At 63.4% G+C, this 20,879-nt stretch carries 25 protein-coding genes; 6 read left to right on the top strand and 19 right to left on the bottom strand.

Translation table 11 applies throughout. The features are described 5' to 3' along the window. Window positions 1-5: 5 nt before the first annotated feature. Together ACL9RI_RS25250 and ACL9RI_RS25245 are read left to right on the top strand one after the other, a co-directional pair. A complete protein-coding gene (locus ACL9RI_RS25250; protein WP_422729224.1) occupies window positions 6-572 on the top strand; it encodes a TetR/AcrR family transcriptional regulator in 567 nt (188 codons plus the stop codon). Window positions 573-837: 265 nt separating this feature from the next. Further along, on the top strand, window positions 838-1,671 hold the full coding sequence (locus tag ACL9RI_RS25245; RefSeq protein WP_422729223.1) for an oxidoreductase: 834 nt from the start codon (window positions 838-840) through the stop codon (window positions 1,669-1,671). A 70-nt stretch (window positions 1,672-1,741) separates the two neighbouring features. On the opposite strand, the gene mdcH is transcribed toward ACL9RI_RS25245, so the two are convergent. The 9 genes from mdcH to mdcA all read right to left on the bottom strand — a co-directional run bounded on the left by mdcH (window position 1,742) and on the right by mdcA (window position 9,058). Beyond that, a complete protein-coding gene (gene mdcH, locus ACL9RI_RS25240) occupies window positions 1,742-2,674 on the bottom strand; it encodes a malonate decarboxylase subunit epsilon (RefSeq protein WP_422729222.1) in 933 nt (310 codons plus the stop codon). After that, on the bottom strand, window positions 2,671-3,279 hold the full coding sequence (locus ACL9RI_RS25235; protein WP_422729221.1) for a malonate decarboxylase holo-ACP synthase: 609 nt from the start codon (window positions 3,277-3,279) through the stop codon (window positions 2,671-2,673). The genes mdcH and ACL9RI_RS25235 overlap by 4 nt, the downstream gene beginning before the upstream one ends. After that, window positions 3,279-4,043: a malonate transporter subunit MadM gene (gene madM, locus ACL9RI_RS25230; protein WP_422729220.1), complete on the bottom strand. Its 765-nt coding sequence runs from the start codon at window positions 4,041-4,043 to the stop codon at window positions 3,279-3,281. Before madM ends, ACL9RI_RS25235 begins: the two co-directional genes overlap by 1 nt. After that, complete coding sequence (gene madL, locus ACL9RI_RS25225) at window positions 4,036-4,446, bottom strand: malonate transporter subunit MadL (protein ID WP_422729219.1); 411 nt, start codon at window positions 4,444-4,446, stop codon at window positions 4,036-4,038. Before madL ends, madM begins: the two co-directional genes overlap by 8 nt. A 72-nt stretch (window positions 4,447-4,518) precedes the next feature. Then, window positions 4,519-5,349, bottom strand: coding sequence for a biotin-independent malonate decarboxylase subunit gamma (gene mdcE / locus ACL9RI_RS25220; RefSeq protein WP_422729218.1), 831 nt, complete (start codon window positions 5,347-5,349; stop codon window positions 4,519-4,521). Next, a complete protein-coding gene (locus ACL9RI_RS25215) occupies window positions 5,346-6,200 on the bottom strand; it encodes a biotin-independent malonate decarboxylase subunit beta (protein WP_422729217.1) in 855 nt (284 codons plus the stop codon). The genes mdcE and ACL9RI_RS25215 overlap by 4 nt, the downstream gene beginning before the upstream one ends. Next, window positions 6,197-6,505 carry a malonate decarboxylase subunit delta gene (locus ACL9RI_RS25210; protein ID WP_422729216.1) on the bottom strand — a complete coding sequence of 103 codons (309 nt, stop codon included), beginning with the start codon at window positions 6,503-6,505 and terminating at the stop codon, window positions 6,197-6,199. Before ACL9RI_RS25210 ends, ACL9RI_RS25215 begins: the two co-directional genes overlap by 4 nt. After that, window positions 6,492-7,388, bottom strand: coding sequence for a triphosphoribosyl-dephospho-CoA synthase (locus tag ACL9RI_RS25205; RefSeq protein WP_422729215.1), 897 nt, complete (start codon window positions 7,386-7,388; stop codon window positions 6,492-6,494). The genes ACL9RI_RS25210 and ACL9RI_RS25205 overlap by 14 nt, the downstream gene beginning before the upstream one ends. Continuing rightward, entirely contained in the window at window positions 7,388-9,058 is a 1,671-nt protein-coding gene (mdcA, locus tag ACL9RI_RS25200) for a malonate decarboxylase subunit alpha (protein WP_422729214.1), read from the bottom strand. Before mdcA ends, ACL9RI_RS25205 begins: the two co-directional genes overlap by 1 nt. 120 nt (window positions 9,059-9,178) lie before the next feature. On the opposite strand from mdcA, the gene ACL9RI_RS25195 reads away from it, so the two are divergent. Continuing rightward, window positions 9,179-10,111: a LysR family transcriptional regulator gene (locus tag ACL9RI_RS25195; protein ID WP_422729213.1), complete on the top strand. Its 933-nt coding sequence runs from the start codon at window positions 9,179-9,181 to the stop codon at window positions 10,109-10,111. Here ACL9RI_RS25195 and ACL9RI_RS25190 read toward each other — a convergent pair. The 9 genes from ACL9RI_RS25190 to ACL9RI_RS25150 all read right to left on the bottom strand — a co-directional run bounded on the left by ACL9RI_RS25190 (window position 10,108) and on the right by ACL9RI_RS25150 (window position 17,283). Further along, a complete protein-coding gene (locus ACL9RI_RS25190; RefSeq protein WP_422729212.1) occupies window positions 10,108-11,025 on the bottom strand; it encodes a catalase family peroxidase in 918 nt (305 codons plus the stop codon). The two genes, ACL9RI_RS25195 and ACL9RI_RS25190, sit on opposite strands and share 4 nt — an antisense overlap. Before the next feature lie 30 nt (window positions 11,026-11,055). Next, window positions 11,056-11,262 carry a hypothetical protein gene (locus ACL9RI_RS25185; protein ID WP_422729211.1) on the bottom strand — a complete coding sequence of 69 codons (207 nt, stop codon included), beginning with the start codon at window positions 11,260-11,262 and terminating at the stop codon, window positions 11,056-11,058. Further along, the gene (locus tag ACL9RI_RS25180; protein ID WP_422729210.1) at window positions 11,259-11,843 is read right to left on the bottom strand and encodes a sigma-70 family RNA polymerase sigma factor; all 585 of its coding nucleotides are present in this window, start codon (window positions 11,841-11,843) and stop codon (window positions 11,259-11,261) included. The genes ACL9RI_RS25185 and ACL9RI_RS25180 overlap by 4 nt, the downstream gene beginning before the upstream one ends. Before the next feature lie 14 nt (window positions 11,844-11,857). After that, window positions 11,858-12,040 carry a hypothetical protein gene (locus tag ACL9RI_RS25175; protein ID WP_422729209.1) on the bottom strand — a complete coding sequence of 61 codons (183 nt, stop codon included), beginning with the start codon at window positions 12,038-12,040 and terminating at the stop codon, window positions 11,858-11,860. A gap of 327 nt (window positions 12,041-12,367) precedes the next feature. Then, window positions 12,368-13,450: an epoxide hydrolase family protein gene (locus tag ACL9RI_RS25170; protein WP_422729208.1), complete on the bottom strand. Its 1,083-nt coding sequence runs from the start codon at window positions 13,448-13,450 to the stop codon at window positions 12,368-12,370. A 13-nt stretch (window positions 13,451-13,463) separates the two neighbouring features. Continuing rightward, entirely contained in the window at window positions 13,464-13,778 is a 315-nt protein-coding gene (locus ACL9RI_RS25165) for a hypothetical protein (RefSeq protein WP_422729207.1), read from the bottom strand. Between the two features lie 11 nt (window positions 13,779-13,789). After that, on the bottom strand, window positions 13,790-15,226 hold the full coding sequence (locus ACL9RI_RS25160; RefSeq protein WP_422729206.1) for an NAD-dependent succinate-semialdehyde dehydrogenase: 1,437 nt from the start codon (window positions 15,224-15,226) through the stop codon (window positions 13,790-13,792). 120 nt (window positions 15,227-15,346) lie between these two features. Continuing rightward, complete coding sequence (locus tag ACL9RI_RS25155) at window positions 15,347-16,243, bottom strand: LysR family transcriptional regulator (protein ID WP_422729205.1); 897 nt, start codon at window positions 16,241-16,243, stop codon at window positions 15,347-15,349. Window positions 16,244-16,290: 47 nt separating this feature from the next. Then, window positions 16,291-17,283, bottom strand: a complete 993-nt coding sequence (locus ACL9RI_RS25150; RefSeq protein WP_422729204.1) for an aldo/keto reductase — start codon at window positions 17,281-17,283, stop codon at window positions 16,291-16,293. Window positions 17,284-17,561: 278 nt separating this feature from the next. Between ACL9RI_RS25150 and ACL9RI_RS25145 the strand changes: the two genes are divergently transcribed. From ACL9RI_RS25145 to ACL9RI_RS25135, 3 genes are all read left to right on the top strand, one after another. After that, on the top strand, window positions 17,562-18,014 hold the full coding sequence (locus ACL9RI_RS25145; protein ID WP_422729203.1) for an Rrf2 family transcriptional regulator: 453 nt from the start codon (window positions 17,562-17,564) through the stop codon (window positions 18,012-18,014). Between the two features lie 20 nt (window positions 18,015-18,034). After that, entirely contained in the window at window positions 18,035-18,643 is a 609-nt protein-coding gene (locus ACL9RI_RS25140; RefSeq protein WP_422729202.1) for a class I SAM-dependent methyltransferase, read from the top strand. A gap of 108 nt (window positions 18,644-18,751) precedes the next feature. Continuing rightward, entirely contained in the window at window positions 18,752-19,528 is a 777-nt protein-coding gene (locus ACL9RI_RS25135) for a phosphodiester glycosidase family protein (protein ID WP_422729201.1), read from the top strand. Between the two features lie 4 nt (window positions 19,529-19,532). Here ACL9RI_RS25135 and ACL9RI_RS25130 read toward each other — a convergent pair whose 3' ends face one another. Then, window positions 19,533-20,813, bottom strand: a complete 1,281-nt coding sequence (locus ACL9RI_RS25130; protein WP_422729200.1) for an arsenic transporter — start codon at window positions 20,811-20,813, stop codon at window positions 19,533-19,535. Window positions 20,814-20,879 lie beyond the last annotated feature (66 nt).

Genomic DNA, 20,879 nt, shown 5'->3' with positions numbered 1-20,879 from the left:
CAAGCATGGCCAGACCGAAAAGTGAAGAACGACGCAGCGCCATCATGGCGGCGGCTACCCGGGTGATTGCCAGCCAGGGACTCGGTGCGCCCACGGCCGTGATCGCCAGGGAAGCCGGCGTGTCGAATGGCTCGCTGTTCACCTACTTCGAGACCAAGGCAGTGCTGCTCAATGCACTGTACCTGGAACTGAAGGTCGACCTGAGCTCGGCTGCCTTGAAAGGCTTGCCCGTCGACCGCGATATTCGTAGCCAGATGCAGCAACTGTGGCGCAACTGGCTACGCTGGACGATGGCCGCGCCGGAAAAACGCAAGGCAATGGCGCAACTGCTGGTGTCGGACGATATTACGCCGCAAACGCGGCAGGCTGGCATGGAGGCGACGGCAGGCATGGCGGCTTTTATCGAACGCAGCCGCCAGCACGGTTCACTGCGCGATGCGCCCCTGGTTTTTGTCGGCACCCTGCTCAATTCCATCGCCGACGCGACCGTCGACTTGATGATCGCCGACCCGGCACATGCGGAGCAGCATGGCCTGATGGGGTTTGAGGCGGCATGGCGCTTGCTGGGGTGATAAGGCTCAGACTTGCTAATGTCGTTCAGTGATGCAGACCTGTATATTTTTATGCACCCCAACGACGTGAATGCCGGGGTCGGACCCTGCAGGGTCCGACCCCGGAGTTTGCTTTTGGGGTAAAAATGAAGCTAACTGAACAGCATTACCACAGCCTTGGCGCTTTATTTTTAATCATTAAATGACTGACTAGTCATACATTATATTAACCCTGCCCGTTCAGCAATCTGCGGGCCACTTTGTCACCAACTCTGGAGTCAACAGCATGAACGCACACACCCGCATCAAACAAAAAACCGTGGCCCTGATCACGGGCGCTTCTTCCGGCATGGGCAAGGATTTTGCCCTGCGCCTGATCAAGGAAGGCTACGCAGTCTATGGCGCCGCGCGGCGCGTCGATAAAATGGCGGACATCGAGGCGGCCAGCGGCCACGTGCTGGCGCTCGACGTGACCGATGACGACTCCATGGCGGCGGCCGTGCAGCAGATCATCAAAGAACAGGGCCGCATCGATGTATTGATCAATAACGCCGGTTACGGCCAGTTTGGCGCGCTGGAAGACGTGCCGCTGGACGAAGGCCGGCGCCAGATGGAAACCAATCTGTTCGGCGCGGCCCGCCTGGTGCAGCTATGCCTGCCGCATATGCGCGCGCAAGGCTACGGCCGCATCTTCAATATTTCATCTATCGGCGGCAAGCTGGCCGGGCCTTTGGGCGGCTGGTACCACGCCTCCAAGTTTGCGCTGGAAGGCTATTCCGATGCGCTGCGCCTTGAGGTGAAGCCGTTCGGCATTGCCGTGGTGGTGATCGAGCCGGGCGGCGTCGAATCAGAATGGGCCGGCATTGCAACGCAGGAAGCCAGCCGCTATTCCGCCCAGGGCGCGTATGCCGGGCTGGTGAAAGGCTTTGGCAAGATACAGGAAAACACCGGGCAAGCGCCCACCAGGGTGATCAGCGACCTGATCGTCAAAGCCCTGAAAGCCAAACAGCCCAAGGCCCGCTACCACGGCGGCGTGCTGGCAGCACCGCTGTTGTTCCTGCGCTGGATACTGAGCGACCGCATGTTTGACCGGCTGGTCTCCAAGGCGATAGAAGGCTGATATGAAGATGGCCTCTATCGCGGCATCCAGCGCCGATCTCCTGTTCATGCAACGCTGACCTGGCCAGGATTTATGGTGTGCGCCTTGCCGCTGCCAGCATCGCCAGCAAGCTGTCGCTGCGCTGGTCCTCGCAGCTGATGGCCAGGCCATCGGCCAGTTCCGGCGCCGTCAGCCGGGTCAGCACGGAGCCGCTCGGCATTTCCAGTGCCAGCCGCGCGCCGCGCTCCCAGGCCAGGCGCACGGTGTCTGCCCAGTTGACCTGGCGCGCCATATTGCTGGCCAGGCTATCGCGGATGCGGGCCGGGTCGGCCAGGCTGCGCGTGGCGCTGCTGCTGAGATAAGTCAAGGCAGGCCGGCGCATGTTCACTTGCGCAAAGGCCGCCGCCATCTCTTGCGCCTGGGCGTCAAACAGCGGGCAATGCGACGGCACATTGACAGCCAGGCGCTGGGCCTTGCTGGCGCCGCGCGCCAGTGCCAGCGCCATCACCCGCTGCAGCGCGCTATCGCTGCCGGCAATCGCGATCTGGCGCCGGGCATTCAGATTGGCGATATGCACAGGAGACAGAGCACTGTGGACCTGCGCCACCAGCGCTGCCAGCGGCGCGTGTTCCAGGCCCACGATGGCGGCCATGCCGTAACCGCTGGGATAAGCGTCTTCCATCAACTGCCCGCGCAGCGCGACCAGGCGCAAGGCGTCTGCATAATCGAGCGTCCCGGCCACCACGGCGGCCGGATACTCGCCGATGGAAAAACCGGCCACCATATCGGGGCCACCGCCCTGCACGCTTAAAGAACGCGCCATCGCCACGCCGGCAATCAGCAGGCATAGCTGCACGGCGCGGGTCGAGGCCAGCGCCGCTTCCGTGTCCAGCGCCAGGGGATCCAGTTCCAGCACCGATGCGGCTTCGTCCACGGTGGCGGCCACGGCCGGGTCGTCCGGCAAGGCGTGCAGCATGCCGGCCCGCTGCGCACCCTGGCCGGGAAAGGTAAACAAAACACTCATGTTTGCTCCCACGGCGAGGCCGTCAGCACGGGCCCATGATCCGTTTTCAGCAGCACGCGGGAGCGTCCGGCCGCCCATTCGGCATAGGCAAAGCCGCCGCATCCCGTATCGATCTGCAGGTCGAGCCGGCACGCCGTGACGCTGGCGGCGATGCCGTGCAGGGCGGCCGCCTGCATGGCGTCGGGCGGACGCTCCATGCGCAACAGCAGATCGAGGTCGCTGTCGGCCCGCAGCACGGGCAAGCCGCTGGCCAGCGCAAAACCCACGCCGCCGGTCGGCCCCCATTGCCAGCCGGTGGCGTCCAGCAGCGGCTTGAGCCGGTGCAGCGCCTCGATGGCGGGACAGTCCAGCCAGGCCGGCACCTTGGCCGCCAGCATTTCCGGCGTCACGCAGCGCAGCACGGCGCTGGCCTCGATCTCGGCAGCGTGGCGTTCGCTGCGGGCCATGCCCCGCAGCCCGACCGCAATGCGTCCGCTGGCCGCTGGCGCGCGCCGCACCACCAGCGGCGCCATGGACAGCCATTGCGGGCACAGCCATTCAGGCAAGGCCGAGTCCTTCGGCAGTTCGCGCGCCCACAATAAATCATGCGGCCGGTATGCCATCATCACCCCATCACCGCTTTCACGGCAAAGAACAGCAGCGATGGCCCCAGCAGGCAGCCCAGGCCCGTATGAAACGTCGCCACCAGCGCGCCATACGGCACCAGCTTGCGGTCGGTGGCCGCCAGCCCGGCCGATACGCCGCTGACCGTGCCCGCCAGGCCGCCAAAGACCATCGCCGAGCGCGGCGTTTTCAGGCGCAGGAAGCGCGCCGCCACTGGCGTGCCCACCATCACCATGATGGCCTTGATCAAGCCGGCCGCGATACTGAGCGCCATCACATCGGAACTGGCGCCGATGGCTGCGCCCGTGACGGGACCGACGATATAGGTGACGGCGCCCGCGCCGATGGTGGTCATGCTGACGGCGTCGGAGTAACCGAACAGATACGCCACGCTGGCGCCGACGATAAATGGCAGCACGATGCCCAGCAGGAGCGCGATCACGCCGATCAGGCCCGCCTTGCGCGCCTCGACCGCCTGCACCTCGAACGCGGTGGCGACGATGGCAAAGTCGCGCAGCATGGCGCCGCCCATCAGGCCGATGCCGCCGAACAGCGACAGGTCGGCCAGGCCCTTGTGGCCACCGCTATGCAAACCGCCCCAGTACGCCAGGCCCAGGCCGATCACGATGGCGATGGCCGAACCGTGCACGCGGCCCAGGGTCAGGTGGCGCGACAGCGCGCCGGACAGCAGCACGATCAGGCCGACAAAGGCAAACGCCGTCACCAGGCCGTTGTTCAGGGCCGCTTTTTCAAAGGTCTCAAGCATGATGGGCCTCCCTGGCGATGTCCAGCGCTTCGGCGGCGGCAATCGACGCCGGGCTTTCCGTGCGGTTGATCAGCGAAATCGCGCAGGCGCACACCAGCACCGAACCCAGCGCGGCCAGCACGGCCACCGGTCCGCCGCGCAGGGCGGCTACCACGTCCTGCTGGGCAGCCATGGCCACTACCACCGGGATATACATGGCGCCCCAGTATTCGACGCCGCGTTCGGTCAGGGCCGGCATCCATTGCTTGTGCTGCAGGTACAGGCGGGCGCAGATCAGCAGCAGCATGGCGATGCCGACGCCGCCCACATTGGTTTTGACGCCCATCAACTGCCCGAGCAGGTCGCCCAGGAAGATGCCGAGCAAATGGCAGATCGCCAGTAATGCGGTTCCGTAGATAATCATGGTGTTGTCTCCGTTGGAATGGAATGACTTTCAAGTCTTCTCTGTATTCTCGTATGTTGATTTTATAAACTGCTAGCTGTTTTCGCCCTCCCCCATCCACTGCTGGCGTAATAATTCACGTACACGCTGCGATGCTTGCCGGTTCGGTGCGCCCAGACGGCTGGCCAGGCCACGCTCAGGATCGGCGCTGATATCGTCCAAGGCGTCCTGCAAGCTCCGTGCTACCAGCGCGATATCGTCTGGCGAGGGTTGGTCCGGCGCGCTGACAGTGAGGGTTTGCCACAGCAGGCCCAGGCTGGCGTAGTTGCCGATGTCGTACGCCATGGGTGGCACCGTTACGGCCAGCGCTTCCAGCGCTTCGACGGACCGCAAGGTGATGCGCGCGGCCGAGGCCTTGCCCATGGCATGCACCATGACCTGCGGGTCGTCCAGCGCAATCAGGCGGTTGGCCTGGTAGCCATGGGCCAGAAAAGCGCCCGACATGGCCTTGCCGACGATCAGGCCGATCACGGGATGGCCCGCCAGCCGCGCTTCGGCATATGCACCTGCCGCGCCGGCCAGGGCCTGGTGGATGCCGTAGGCTTCTTCCAGCCGGCCATAGGCCTGGCTGGCGACGTCGATAAGGGCGACAATCGGTCGCTTGACGGCGTGCGCGCGATCCAATTCAAGCACCTCTTGCACTGCCCGCGCCAGCTGCCAGCCTTCGACCAGCCCGACTTCACCCGTGCGGACGCGGGCAAAGCGGTTCAGGGCATCGGGCACGACGGCGATATAACGGGCGCTTTGGCCGGCCAGCGGCGCATCGACCACGCGCACCGACGGGGAATAAGACGGCTGTGCGGCCGCATTGTCGGTCAGGGCCGCCAGCCAGGCGGCGCCACGGCTATGTTCAATGGTGCTCATGCTGCATATCCTTTGCTGTAAATACTGCGCACGGTTTCCGGTGTTGCCGGCGCGCTGGCGTCCACTTCCGCCAGCCTGGCCAGGAAGCCGTCCGCCTGGTCGCTGCGGTGCCGTGCCGGCAGGCCGCGCTGGAACAGGCTCGCCACGCTACGGCGTATTTGCGCTGTATCGTCGTCCACATAGGCGTCCGCCAATTGGCTGTGATACCGCTGCTCGCCACCGGTCAGGCTCCAGATGAAGGGTTTGTCGCGCGAGTTGAATTCGGCCACGCCCGCTTCCTGCTCGATCACGGCCGGGCCGTTCAGCCCCAAACGGGCTTCGCGGGTGACGACCAGGTAGCTGCACAGGCCCGCTGCGATCGACATGCCGCCATAGCAGCCCACGGTGCCGGCGCTGATGCCGATCACCGGCTGGTAGCGGCGCAAGTCCACGATCGCGGCCTGGATATCGGCGATGGCGGCCAGCCCGAGGTTGGCTTCCTGCAGGCGCACGCCGCCCGTCTCGAACAGGATCACGGCCCGCGTCGGTATGCCACGGCGGTTGTCGTCGGCCGCCAGTTCCAGCGCGCCGGCGATCTTGGCGCCGCCCACTTCGCCCATGCTGCCGCCCTGATACGCGCCTTCGATGGCCAGCACCACGGTAGACTGGCCGGCGAACAAGCCCTTGGCCACCACCACGCCATCGTCAGCCTGCGCGGTGACGCCCTGCTGCGGCAGCCACGGCGAAGTCACGCCGCAAAAAGGATCGAGCAGTTCGCGCATGCTGCCGGCGTCCAGCAAGGCCCGGGCGCGGCTGCGCGCGCTGCGCTCGATAAAGCTGTCGCGCTCCAGCAGTTGTTCCTGGGGGCTCATGCCTGCTCCCCCGATGCCAGTTCTTCGTAGGCTTGCTCTATGCGCATGCGCACCACGCCAGGCGTGGCGCCGCAATCGTTGATGACGATGCTGGCGGCCGGCAGCAGCGCGCCGCCAAACACGCGGGTCAGCAAGGCATCCCAGACTGCCCCTTTGCCATCGACCGAAGTGTTGACCACAATGCGGGTTACGCCTTGTGCATGCGGCTGCAGCAGCACTTCCAGGTCGCCCGAGCCCACCACGCCGGCCAGGGCCCGTCCGGCAGCGGGCAAACCCGCCGCAAAAGTATATTCACGCCGTTCCATGCGGTACTCCATGTGTGTTATCGAGGCTATCGAGAAATAAGGTAGCCGCCAGCAGGTCGGCGGCGCCACCCGGCGAGACGCGCCGTGCCAGCACCTGCGCTTCCAGCGCGAGCAAGGCGGCGCTGCCTTCCTGGCTGGCCGCACCGCCGGCAGCCAGCACCTGCGCCGCGCCAGCCTGCAGGTCCAGCAAGCCTTCTTTGCCACCGCGCGACAGCACGCAGGTGTCGTCCAGCTGCGCGACGATGGCCAGCAGCGCGTTCAGGCGCGCCGTGGTTTCCGTGTCGCCGCGTGCCCGCGAGGCCCGCAGGCAAGGCAGGCCCACATCGACCACGTGCGGGAAGGCGGCCATGGCCTGGCCACGCGCGCCGCCCACCTGGTACTGGCGGCAAGCCAGTTCGCCCTTGTTGCCCGTCTCCGGCGGCGCGCCCCGGTCAGGCAGGCGGGCCAGGGCGGCGGCCCGTTCGGCCACCGCCGCGGGAGCAAGCTGCGCTCCCCGCGCGCCCAGCTGGGCGGCCGCCGTCACCAGCAAACCGAGCGCCCAGATGGCGCCGCGGTGGGTGTTGACGCCGCCCGTTGCCGCCATCATCAGCGCTTCGCCATGCCGGCCTATGCGCCCTATCTGCTGGCGCAGGCTGTCGTCATCTTGATCGGCATGCCAGCCTGCGCCGGCCAGCGCAGCAAACACGGGCTGCAGCGTGCAGGCCGAATGGCTCATCAAGGCCCAGTTCAAGTCCGTGTGCGCGCCACGGCTGCGCAGGTCGACCAGGCCCGGTTTCGGCGTCAGGGTCACTTCATCGAGCAGGGCCTGCACCACTTGCCTGGCCAGTACTGCCGGTGTCAGGCCGGTTTTCCGCTGTTGTATTTGCAATGTCATGGTCGTCATTACCAGCTCCTGAATTTGGCCGGTGGCTGATACAGGCCACCCGACCAGTCGACCAGGTCGGCGATGCTTTTTGCCGCCAGCAGAGACCTGTTTGCCTCGCCGCGCTGCACGCCGATATCTTCCGGCAGCGCGATCAGGCCGCTGGCACGCAGGCTGGCCGTGGTTTTCGGGTCGTGCCGCAGGCCGATCGGCGTCACGCCCGCCACCGCCGCCAGCATGGCCTTGCGTTCATCGAGCGAGCGCGCCTTGTACAAGTAGGCGATGCCTTCCTCGGTCAGCACGTGGGTCACGTCGTCGCCATAAATCATCACGGGCGCCAGCGGCATGCCGCTGGCCTGCCCGACCGCCACCGCATCGAGCGATTCGACGATGGTGGGCTGGCCGCCGTCCTGGAAGGTTTCCACCATCTGCACCACCAGTTTCTTGCCGCGCGCCAGCGGATCGTCGGTCTCGATCAAATCGAGCCAGGCAGGCGTAGCATGCCGCCTGCCGTGCGGGTCGTGGCCCATATTGGGCGCGCCGCCAAAGCCGGCCAGGCGGCCATTGGTCACCGTCGAGGAGTTACCGACGCCATCCATCTGCAGGGTGGCGCCGATAAACAGGTCGACCGCATACTGGCCGGCCAGCTGGCATAACGCCCGGTTCGAGCGCATGGAGCCGTCGCGGCCCGTGAAAAATACGTCGGGCCGGGCCGCCGCATACTGTTCCATGCCCAGTTCGGCGCCGAAGCAATGCACGCTCTCGACCCAGCCCGTCTCGATCGCGGGGATCAGGGTCGGATGCGGATTGAGCACCCAGTTGCGGCAGATCTTGCCCTTCAGGCCCAGGCGCTCGCCATAGGTGGGCAGAATCAGTTCGATGGCGGCCGTATTGAAGCCGATCCCGTGGTTCAGCGACTGCACCTGGTGTTTTTCATACACGCCGCGGATCGCCATCATGGCCATCAGCACGTGCACCGGCTTGATCACGCGCGGATCGCGGGTAAACAAGGGCTCGATGAAAAACGGTTGATCCGACTGCACCACGAAATCGACCCACGAACCGGGGATGTCCACTCTTGGCAGCTCGCTCACGTCGTCGACGATCTGGTTCACCTGGGCGATCACGATGCCATCGCGGAAGGCGGCCGATTCCACCAGCGTCGGCGTATCTTCGGTGCTGGGGCCCGTGTACAGATTGCCCTGGCGGTCGGCCATATAGCCGGCCACCATCACCACGTTGGGCGTGAGGTCGACGAACAGGCGCGCATACAGTTCGATATAGGTATGGATGGCGCCCACTTCGAGCAAGCCGTCTTGCAGGAACTGGGCGATGCGCAGGCTTTGCGTGCCGGCGAACGAGAAATCGAGCTTGCGGGCGATGCCGCGCTCGAACAGGTCCAGGTGTTCGGGCAGGCTGACGCTGGGCATGATCAGGTGCAGATGGTTGACCTTGTCAGGATTGACTTTGGCCAGCATGCGCGCCAGGAAGTCGGCCTGCTTCTGGTTATTGCCTTCCAAAACGACCCGGTCGCCCGGGGCCAGCAAGGTTTCCAGCACGGCGACCATATCGGCCTGCTGCAGCACGGGGCCGCTGGCGTAATGGCGCACCGCGTCGAGGCGGCGCCGCTTTTCAGTGCGTCTCTTGTCCCATTGCCGGGGCTGGGGTGGCGTGGCGGTGTCGATGGACATCGTGTCTCCGTTTGAGCTCTATCGAAACCATACGATAGAAAGAAAACGCAGCGCTTTCAATCAACCTGCTACCATGATCATTACTCTGAAGTTAATGAAGTCGATAAAAATGAGGAAAAAATGGCCATCAACGAAGAAATCACGCTGAAAAAGCTGGAAGTATTCCTCAGCTTTATGGAGTTGAACAACCTGGCGCGGGTCGGTGAAACCCTGGGCCAGAGCACCGTCAGCGTGCACCGCGCACTGCACTCGCTGGAAGACGGCTTGCGCTGCCCCCTGTTCAAGCGCGAGGGACGCAGCCTGATTCCGCTGCATGCGGCCTATACCTTTGCCGAATCGGCGCGGCGCGCGCTGGCCGAATGCGAGGAAGGCGTGCGCAAGGTGCGCGAAATGTCGGGCATCAATCCGGTGCGGCTCAAGATCGGTTCGCTGTATTCGCTGACCCTGCATTGCATACCGCAACTGGTGATCGCCTTGAAACTGCGCCGGCCGGGCCTCGATATCGACCTGACCCTGGGTTCCAACCGCGACCTGCTGCAAAGCCTGGCCGATGGCCGCCTGGACGCCATCATCATTGGCGAGCAAGGGGAAGAAAACCATGCCAGCCTGGTGTCGGTGCCGCTGTTCCAGGACGATATCTTCCTGGCCGCGCCGCCCGACTCGCCGTATGCGGGCACAGGCCCCGTCGACTTGCAGGCGCTGCGCGATGAAAAATTCGTCACGCTCAACGAAGGCTTTGTCACGGCGCAAAGCTTTAACCATGCGTTTGCACTGGCCGGTTTCGTGCCGCACACGGCGATGCGGGTGGGCGACATTTTTTCTCTGATTAATATGGTCAGCGGCGGCCTCGGCTACAGCCTGCTGCCAGGCCGGGTCAGCGCCTTCAGCTCGCGCCTGGAACTGCTGCCGCTGCAGGCCAAATACGCGTCGCACCAGCTGATTACCCTGCTGATGCTCAACAGCCGCGAACGCGATCCGAACTTGCTGGCGTTGGCGGCCGAATGCCGCATGTACCGGCCGGCCCGGCCTGCCCGGCCTGCCCGGTCTGCCTAAGCCGCCTTGCGCCGGGCCAGCGAGACCGCATACGCGGCCGCGCGCGAGGCCAGGATCGGGTCGTCCGATGGCGCGATGCCGCGCGGCAAAATGATGGGCACGAATTCCAGGCCGTCGCACAACTCGGCCCCGGCCAATGCCGTCACGCGCAGTTCGCCCAAGGCCACCCGCCCTGCACCTTGCCACGGCTGGCTGGAGTCCAGCAAGGAATCGTTCTCGGCCGGCAATTGCGCGTACACGGTGAACGATGCGGGGCCATTCGCCAGGCGCGCTGCCAATTCTTCTTGCAGGAAATTATCTGGCAAGTCCCGTTCCTGGTCGGCGCTCAGGTACCGGGTGCCGGCAGCCGGTTCGACGACGATGCGCGCCGTGGCCTGCCTGCCGTCGGCATTGGTGAACACAAAGGCGTTATTGGAAAAATAAGGCGTGCTGGCGTAGGACGCGGGCGCTGCGTGGCTGGCCAGCAAGGCTGGCTGGCGCATGCCATCCGGAAAAGCGGCATTGTGCGCGGCCAGCTTGGCGGGATCGGGCTTTTTCGTTACCGGATCGGCCACCCGCGCCGCTAAAAAGCTGACGAACGATTCGGGCGTGGCGGCGAAGAATACGGGTTCCGACAACAGCACCAGGTCGTATTTTTCCGTGGCGCCTTGCAGCCGGATCGCCAGGCCGCGCGTCGAGCGGCTCTTGTCGGACACGCCGGGATTGCCGCCGCCGATGGAAAAGCGCACGATCGCCGTCAAGCGGCCAGCCTTGAACAGGGGGCTGTCGACCAGCACTGCTGCGCTTTCGGCCGGGATGAATTCGCCGCTGGCGCAGAAACCCTTGGCGTGCGAGGCGCGTTTGCCCGGATGCTTGCCGAAGGTATTGTTGAGGGCGTCGACCAGCTCGGCCGGACTTGGGGTGGATGGGTGCATATCAGCCTCCTTAATTAGATGTTGTGTTATTCAGGGCTGGCTGCGGGCCAGTAACGCGTCCAGCTGTGAAAACAGCTGGCTGAACTGTTGCGCGGCAACCTGGCAATACGGACAGGTTTGTATATGCCCAGCCAGCGATGCCTGTTCGCCTGCGCTCAAGCTGCGGTCGCGCGCTTCGCACACCAGGTAAGTGGTGTCGCGGCAAGTGATGGATGACGCCGGTGCTTCCTGGCTCATGTGAATTCTCCCCAGCCGCGTACGGCACAGTCGCGCAAACGCATGCGCGCGCGATACAAGATGACGCGCAAATTGCCGGCGCTAAGCTGGCAACCGGCCTCGATTTCGCATAAATCCATGCCCAGGTATTCGCGCATCAAAAATAGCCGCGCACTTTGTTCCGGCAAACGCGCCATGCATAACTCTATGATGCCCAAGAGCTGGCTTCGTTCCGCGATTTTTTCGCCGCACAGGTGATCGACAAAGGTGGCCGGATGCCAGGCATCGTCGCCCGTGAACCAGCTATCGATGATGGCGTCGCTATCGTCATGCTCGATAGGCGCCATGCCAAGGCCGCGCACGCGGATCGCATCGACGATCTTGTGGCGCAAGATGCCGCACAGCCAGCTGCGCACGGTGGACTTTTGTGCATAAGCGTCCCAGCTGCGCAGCGCGGCGAACAGGGTTTCCTGCACCGCGTCTTCGGCATCGGCGCTGGACGCCAGTTGCAGCTGCGCCAGGCGCAGCAGAAAGCCGCGCTCGCGCGTGATCTGCTCCCAGCTATCGGGCGTGGTGTCTGGGCTGGCTTGGTGTGCGGACATCTTTGGTAGCTTTCTTACTGTTTCAAACGGTGCGACAGGGAAATGGCATACGAGGCGTTACGTTCCTTCAAAACAGGATCGTCGGAAGCCGTTATGCCGGTCGGCAATTGCAAAGGAATAAATACTAGCGGATCGCCACTGTTGTTGTCGGCCAGTTTGCTGATTTGTAAGCGGCCCAGGCCGATACGCTGGGTCATGGGTGGTGGCCAGCATGGCGGTGGCGGCGGCAACGCCGCGTGACAATCTGGTGTTCAAGATCACTCCTTGGTTTTTGTTCAGCAGGTTTTGTTTCAGTAAGTCGGCTTGAACAAGCACTTGTTACAACTATTTTCGGCGTATTTGAAAAACAGGCACATTGTCACGGCGGCGCTCGCTGCTCTTTACTGTCCCGCAGCCTGTCCACGGAATGGCCGGAACGCCAGCCACAGTTCCCGGGCAAAGATTTCCGGCTGTTCGAATGCCGCGAAATGGCCGCCCCGCTCCACTTCGTTCCAGTAAAACAGGTTGGCCCAGGTCGCTTCCGCTCAGGCGCGCGGTGGCTGGAAGGTTTCGGCGGGGAAAATGCTGGCGCCCATCGGTACGGTGATGCGGGCCACGCCGGAGCGGGCGCCGGAAAAGAAGTCCGGGCCACGGATGGTGCTGCCCACGCCTTCCCAGTACAGGCGCGCGCTCGATGTCCCCGTGCCGGTAAACCAGTACAGGGAAATGTCGTCGAGCATCTGTTCGCGAGTCAAGGCATCTTCCGGCCGGCCCTGGTTGTCGGTCCATTCCCAGAATTTCTCATACATCCACATGGCCAGCGCCACGGGCGAATCGTTCAAGGCATAGCCCACCGTTTGCGGGCGCGTGTTCATCTGGTTGGCATAACCGGCCATCTTCGACACATAGTGCTCGATATCGGCCAGCGCCCTTTGCTCTTCGGCCGTCGGATTGGCCGGCAATTCGGCAGGCACCACCATCGGCAAGTTGACGTGGGCAGCCAGCAAGCCTGGCGGCGCCTGGCCCGCCAGCGCGGTGGTGATGGCCGCGCCCCAGTCGCCGCCCTGCGCCACCCAGTGATGGTAGCCCAGCCGTTCCGTCATCAGCACGCTCCAGGCACGGGCGATGCGCGCCGGATTCCGGCCCGGTTCGGCCGGCTTGTCTGAAAAGCCATAACCGGGAATTGCCGGCACCACCACGTGGAAGGCGTCTTCAGGCTTGCCGCCAAACTTGACCGGGTCGGTCAGGCGCTCGATCACGCCGAGGAATTCGGCCACCGATCCGGGCCAGCCGTGGGTCAGCAGAATCGGCGTGGCATTGAGATGCGGCGAGCGGGCATGGATGAAATAAATGCCGACACCATCGATTTTGGTGCGAAATTGCGGGTAGCTGTTCAGGCGCGCTTCAAACTGGCGCCAGTCGTAATGGTTCAGCCAGTGATCCACAAGCGACCTGGCGGCAGCCAGGGGCACGCCCTGCGACCAGTCGCTCACGGTTTCCTGGTCTGGCCAGCGGGTCAGGCTGAGGCGCAAGCGCAAGTCGTCGATGGCGGCCTGCGGTACGTGGACGGTAAATGGCGTGACCTCGTCGGTCGCGGACGGCAAAGTGAAAATGTTATGAGCAGACATCGTTAATTCCAGATCAGATCGATAAAAAGGTCAGGCCTTCAGCCTGCATGGCCGCTTGCACGGCCGGGCGCCGGGCCACGCGCCGGTGATAAGCTTGTAGCCTGGGCAAGCCCTGCAAGTCGAGACCGGCATGTCGCGCCCAGTTGAGGGTGGTATCGAGTAGCAGATACGGTACATAACCGAGCGGGTTGATGGCGTAAAAATCACTGCCATCATCCAGTGTGTGGTCCTGCAGCTTGACGCGCACCAGTTCGCAAGCAACTTCCGCTTCCCGTGCCATGATGTGCGGCGACAGGGAACAGTCGCCAGGGCTGTAATACAGTTTCATATCGGCCCCGTTCAGACGTGGGTCACGGAAATGGCGCGGGTATTGAGGTAAGCCTCGACCGCTTCCGGCCCGCCTTCGGTGCCGTAGCCGGAACTCTTCACGCCGCCAAAAGGCAGTTCGGCCGATGGCGTCATCGGCTGGTTGAGCCACAGCATGCCGGTTTCCACGCGCTGCGACAGCACATGCACCGTTTTCGCCGAGCGCGTAAATGCATAGGCGGCCAGGCCGTAATCGAGGCGGTTTGCTTCGTCTATCGCGTCTTCCAGGTCGGAAAAGCGCCGCACCAGGGCGACCGGGCCGAACGGTTCTTCATTGAAGGCGCGGGCGTCCAGCGGCACGTCGTCGAGCACGGTGGGCGCATAAAAGTTGCCTGCGCCGCCGATGCGCTTGCCGCCCGTCAGCAGTTTGGCGCCTTTCTGGACGGCGTCGGCCACCAGTGCATCGATGGCGCTCACCCGGCGCGCATTGGCCAGCGGGCCCATCTGTGTTGCCGGATCGATGCCATTGCCCAGCTGTAGGCTTTCAGCCCAGTCGACCAGGCCCGCCACGAATTGCTGGTGCAGGCTGTCATGCACGAGGAAACGCGTGGGCGAGATGCAGGTCTGGCCGGCATTGCGGAACTTGGCGGTAGCGGCCGCCTCTATCGCCACCGCGATGTCGGCGTCTTCGGCAATGATCACGGGCGCGTGGCCGCCCAGTTCCATGGTGGCCCGTTTCATGTGCTGGCCAGCCAGGCCAGCCAATTGCTTACCGACTGCGGTGGAACCCGTGAAAGTGACCTTGCGCACGATGGGATGCGGGATCAGGTAGCTGGAGATCTGCGCCGGATCGCCATACACCAGGCCCACCACGCCCGCAGGCACGCCCGCGTCGGCAAAGGCGCGGATCAGCTCGGCCGGGCTGGCTGGGGTTTCTTCGGGCGCCTTGAGCAAAATAGAGCAGCCGGCCGCCAGCGCGGCGGCCAGTTTCAGCACCACCTGGCCGACAGGAAAATTCCAGGGGGTAAAAGCGGCCACCACGCCGACCGGGCTTTTCAGCACCAGTTGCTGCACATTCGCATCGCGCGATGGCACGATGCGGCCATAGACCCGCATGCCTTCGTCGGCAAACCATTCGGTAATTTCGGCGGCAGCGCCTACCTCAAAGCGCGCTTCGGCCAGCGGCTTGCCCTGCTCTTGCGTAATCAGGGCGGCAATCGATTCGCTGCGTTCACGCAACAGTGCGGCGGCGCGGCGCATGGTAGCGGCGCGCTCGATGGCAGGCAGCTCGCGCCAGGCCTCGAAGCCTTGTTGTGCCGCGGCCAGTGCTGCGTCGAGGTCGGCGAGTCCGGCCTGCGCCACGCGGCCGATTTGCTGGCCGTCGGCCGGGTTGAAAACAGCGATGCTCTTGCCGCTGGCGGCGTCGCGCCATTGGCCGCCGATAAATAATGGGGTATCAGGATACGTCATGTGATGCTTCCTCCAAAGGGGGCGCCAGAGTTGGCGCCCATGAAACAAGTATGGAGTCGGCTATCAGCGGCTGGAAGACCGGCCCGGGGAATATTGCTTATTCCCGCAAAGAATAAGCAATCACGGAAGCGTGGTGCCGAAGACCCGCTCTGCGACAAAGGCAACAAAGGCGCGCGTCTTGGCGCTGGCCGCGCGGCCGGACGGCGATACGGCCCACAGGTCGATCGGCGGCAAGCTCCAGTCTTGCAGCACGGACACGATCTGGCCGCTGGCCAATTCACGGCGAAACATCCATTCCGACATGATGCCCAACCCGATACCCGACAGCACCGCCTCGCGCACGGCTTCCATGCCGGTCGAACGCAGCCTCCCGCGCACGCTGACCGCCACTTCATGATTGCCCTGGCGGAAGGTCCAGCTGCTGCCGCCGCCGCGCAAGTCGTAGATCACGGCCTGGTGCTGCTCCAGCTCTTGCGGACTCTGCGGCACGCCGGCGCGGACAAAATAATCGGGCGTGCCCATCACCAGGCGGGGATTGTGCCCCAGGCGCCGGGCGGTCAGCGCCGAATCGGTCTGCACGCCCATGCGCAAGGCCACGTCGACGCCCGCCTCGATCAAGTCGATATTGCGGTCTTCCAGGAACAGATCGATATCGAGCGCCGGGTGCGCGGCCAGGAAGTCGGGCAGATGCGGCATCAGGTGCAGGCGCACGAACGTCACGGGACCGCTGACACGCAGCCGACCCGACAATGCCGCGCGCGGGCCTTGCGCGGCGAGCACGGCTTCTTCGGCCGCTTCCAGGGTGCGGCGCGCATGTTCATAAAAATTCTGGCCCGATTCGGTGGGCGTCAAACCGTGCGTGGAACGCAACAGCAGATGCACGCCCAGTTCGGCTTCCAGCTGGGCAATGGTCTTCGAGACGGCGGGCTGGCCGATGCGCAAGCGCCGCGCCGCCGCCGAAAACGAGCCCGTCTCGACCACATAAACAAAGGCTTCCATGGCGGAAAGCAGGTGCATGGCTATTCTCCTGAGGAATGACTAAATTTCCTGCAGTGTAAGCCAAGCTAGCCTGCCCTGCACGCTGTTGCCATTTCGTCTGGCACAAGCCGGCAACGCCGGCCCGCGACGTTTTTCAGGCTACGCTCAAGTTGCTCCAGCTCCCTTGCATCGAGCGTAATGGCGAGTGCAGCGAGGTTGTGTTCGAGAGAGCTTCGGCGTCTGGCGCCGGGAATGGGCACGATGTCGTCCCCCTTGTGCAGCGTCCAGGCAAGTGCGATCTGGCCGGGACGCAGGTTCCTGGCATCGGCAATGTCGCCGAGCACCCTGGCCAGCTGGACATGGACGTCAAGATTGACGGCTTGCGCTTTCGGCTGCGGATGGCGGCAATCGGCAGCCGGATAGTCGCTGGCGCGTTTTGCCGCTCCCGTCATGTATCCGGGTCCCAGCGGACTGCCAGCCGCCAGGCCGATGCCCAGTTCCCGCAATACCGGCAGGATATCGGTGTCCAGATTACGTTCCCACAAGGAATACTCGCCCTGCACAGCACTGACAGGATGGATTGCATGGGCTTTGCGGATAGCGCCGGCCCCGGCTTCAGACAGGCCCAAAAACCGCACCTTGCCTTCCCGCACCAAATCCGCCGTCGTCCCCACCATGTCCTCGATCGGCGCCAACGCACTGCCACTGTGCAGATAAAGCAGATCGATATAGTCAGTGCCCAGGCGGCGCAATGATCGTTCGACCGCCAGCCTGATAGACGCGGGATGGCTATCGATATCGATGGGCTGGCCCTGCGTGCGCCTGAAAGCGGATTGGGTGGCAAGAATCACTTGTTCGCGACGGCCCTGCAGTGCCCGTCCGAGCAATTTTTCATGCTCGAATACCCCACATTGCTCGGTGGCATCGAAGAGCGTGACGCCCAATTCGATCGCCCGGTGGATGGCCGCGATGGCTGCGCTGTCATCGGCTGCACCATAGGCGCCACCCGGCCCCGTGCAGCCGAATCCCAGGGCCGAAACGGCCAGTCCAGCCGAACCCAGTTTACGCTGTCTGATCATTGTTATTCCAGAGTTGAAAATCTCGCCATGCAATCAAAAACTTGCATACAGACAAGTATCATCTTTGCTCAAAAAATAAACAATTACCCTGAAATGCAATGATTTTTTGCGCCTGAAGCAACGATTGCGTTGCCGCCACGCACTTTCCGGCATTCGCCCACCCACTTCCGGCAGCAAGACACGGCCGCCGGCGACAGGCATGTCTTCATTATTTGTAACATATAAAGTATCGTGATATTCTTGCCGCATGAAGATGAGCACAAACTCGAGGAGTAACCATGAGAAATGACAGCCGTTTGTCGCGCATGCTGCATGTGCTGCTGCACATGGCCCGCCACGACGGGCCTTTTACGTCGGAACAAATCGGCAAGATGCTCGACACCAATCCCGCCGTGGTGCGCCGGACCATGGCCGGCCTGCGCGAAGCCGGGTATGTCTCCTCGCTCAAAGGCCATGGCGGCGGCTGGACCATCGTTTGCGACCTGCACACTACCAGCCTGCTCGATATTCACCGCGCCGTCGGCGGCCCGCGCCTGTTTTATATCGGCGGCGATGAAGCCAATCCCGCCTGCGCAGTGGCGCGGGCCGTGGACAAGGCCCTCGATGGCGCCCTGCAGGAAGCCGAGGCGCTGCTCAATGCCCGCTTGCAAAGCGTGACCCTGGCCGACTTGCTGGTCGATTTCGACGCCTTGTGCCGCGCTGGCAACTGGACTATCGACGGCCACGAATAAACCTGCCTGAAAGGATTACCATGTCAAAAACTGAATTCTGGGAAGCCAATTTCCAGGACAAGCAGGAAATGTGGGGCATGGCGCCGGCCCTTTCTGCCGTGCTGGCCAGCGACCTGTTTGCCGAACAATCCCTGCGCCAGGTGCTGATACCGGGCATCGGTTATGGCCGCAATGCACAGGTGTTCAGGGACAAGGGCATGCAGGTCACGGGCATCGAAATCTCGCAGACGGCCATCGCGCTGGCCGGCAAGCATCTCGGGCCGGCGGTAGCCATCCACCACGGCTCCGTCACGCAGATGCCCTTCGATGAGGCTAGCTACGACGGCATCTTTTGCTACGCGCTGATCCATTTGCTCGATAGCGGCGAACGGGCAAAGCTGGTGCGCGACTGCTACCGGCAACTGGCGCCGGGCGGGCTGATGGTGTTTACGGCCATCTCCAGGCAGGCACCCACCTATGGCCAGGGCAGGCGCCTGGGCCAGGACCGCTATGAAATCCATGAGGGCGTACACATGTTTTTCTATGACGAAGTCTCGATACAGGCCGAGTTTGGCCAGGCAGGCTTGCTGGAGATCCGCAAAATTCACGAGAATTTCCCGTTCTTCTACATCATCTGCAAAAAAGCTTGAGGCCACCGTCCGGCGCATGCCGATAGTCGCCCGGACTGGTATCATGTTGGCCGCGCCAGCGCCAGTATCCCTGGAGCTGGCGCTCCCGGCCCATGATCATGAAAGAAGATGCCGCTGTTGAAGATAGTCCGAACCCTGCTTGCGCCACGGCGCCTCCTTGCCTGCGCCGCGCTGGCCCTGCCCTTGCTTGCACCGGCAGCGGAGTTGAGTCGCCATGTGTTCCAGGAAACGGGCTACAGCGTCTGCAAGATTGATCTCGACAAGGATGCCGTGCGCATGTACTGGAAGGATGACCGGGGCCAGGAATTCCGGCGCCTGAACCAGCTGAAACTATGGCTGCGCCAGCGTGGCGAAGAACTGGTGTGCGCGACCAATGCCGGCATCTATGACACGGATTTGCGCCCGCGCGGCCTGTATATCGAAGATGGCCTCATCAAACGCCAGCTCAACGAACGCAAGAATGCCTACGGCAATTTCTATCTCCAGCCCAACGGCGCACTGCTGCTGGGCGACCGGCGCGCCGCCATCATCGATACGGACCAGCTGTCCAAACACCGCGACACCCTGCTCGCCGGCGTCAACTTCGCCACGCAGTCAGGCCCCATCCTGATTTACCACGGCCAGATCAATACCCTGTTCATGCCCGATTCCGACAACCGCGTAATCCGCAACGCGGCTTGCACGGGCCCCGGCAATACCTTGACCCTGGTAGTGTCGCGCGACGTGGTGAGCTTCTACATGTTTGCCCGCTTCCTGCGCGAAAAACTGGCCTGCAATGACGCCCTGTACCTGGACGGCAGCGTCTCGCGCATGTATCCGGGCGAGGTGTTTGAAGTGGGCCCGGACTTTGGCGCGATGATAGGCGTGACGAAAAAATCGCCTTAAAACATCAACTGAGTCGCACTGCCAGCGCCGCCAGGGTCAGCAGCAGCACCGGCAAGGTCAGCACGATGCCAACGCGGAAATAATATCCCCAGGAAATGTGGATATTCTTGCTGTCGAGCACATGCAACCACAGCAAGGTGGCCAGGCTGCCGATCGGCGTGATTTTCGGCCCCAGGTCGCTGCCGATGACATTGGCGTAGATCATTGCCTCCCGCACCGCGCCATGCGCCGTGGCTGGTTCGATCGACAATGCCCCCACCAGCACGGTCGGCAGATTGTTCATGATCGACGACAGCACGGCCGTCAACACACCGGTCCCCATGGCCGCGCCCCACACGCCGTAATCCCCAAAGTGATTCAACACGCCCGTCAGGTAGCTGGTCAGGCCCGCATTGCGCAAGCCATACACGACCAGATACATGCCCAGCGAAAAGACCACGATTTGCCAGGGCGCATTCAGGATGACGGTGCGGGTGGAGATGACATGGCCTCTGGCCGCCACCACCAGCAAGACAGCGGCGCCCACGGCCGCCACGGCGCTGATCGGCACGCCCAGGTCTTCCAGCCAGAAAAAACCGACCAGCAATACCGCGAGCACCAGCCAGCCGGCCTTGAAGGTGGCCAGGTCGCGGATGGCGGCGCCGGGGCGCTTGAGCTGCGACAGCTCGTAATCGCGGGGAATATCCTTGCGGAAAAACCACATCAGCACGCCCAGGGTGGCCAGCACGGCCACCACATTGACGGGGACCATCACGCTGGCATAGCGGGCAAAGCTGATCTTGAAAAAGTCGGCCGAGACGATATTGACCAGGTTCGACACCACCAGCGGCAGGCTGGCCGTGTCGGCGATAAAACCGGCCGCCATGACGAAGGCCAGGGTTGCCCTGGGTGAAAATTTCAGTTCCAGCAGCATCGCGATGACGATGGGCGTCAGGATCAGCGCCGCCCCATCATTGGCAAACAGGGCCGCCACGGCCGCTCCCAGCAAGACCAGCAGCACAAACAGGCGGCGCCCGCTGCCACCTCCCCAGCGCGCCACATGCAGCGCCGCCCATTCAAAGAAGCCGGCCTGGTCCAGCAGCAGGCTGATGATAATGACAGCAACAAAGGTGCCAGTGGCGTTCCAGACGATATGCCAGACCACGGGAATATCGGATAGCTGGATCACGCCGGCCAGCAAGGCGACGCCAGCGCCGATCACGGCACTCCAGCCTATGCCCAGGCCCCGGGGCTGCCAGATGACCAGCACCAGGGTGGCAAGAAAAATCAGGAAAGCGGTGAGCATGCAACATCTCCATCAGCAAGGTAATGAGTCAATATTTCGATAATAGTTGAATTATCGAATTTATGT

Origin of the sequence: Janthinobacterium sp. Mn2066 (genome assembly GCF_049319705.1) — a bacterium.
Lineage (GTDB): Bacteria > Pseudomonadota > Gammaproteobacteria > Burkholderiales > Burkholderiaceae_D > Janthinobacterium.
This window is presented reverse-complemented; position numbering and strand designations above follow the sequence as displayed.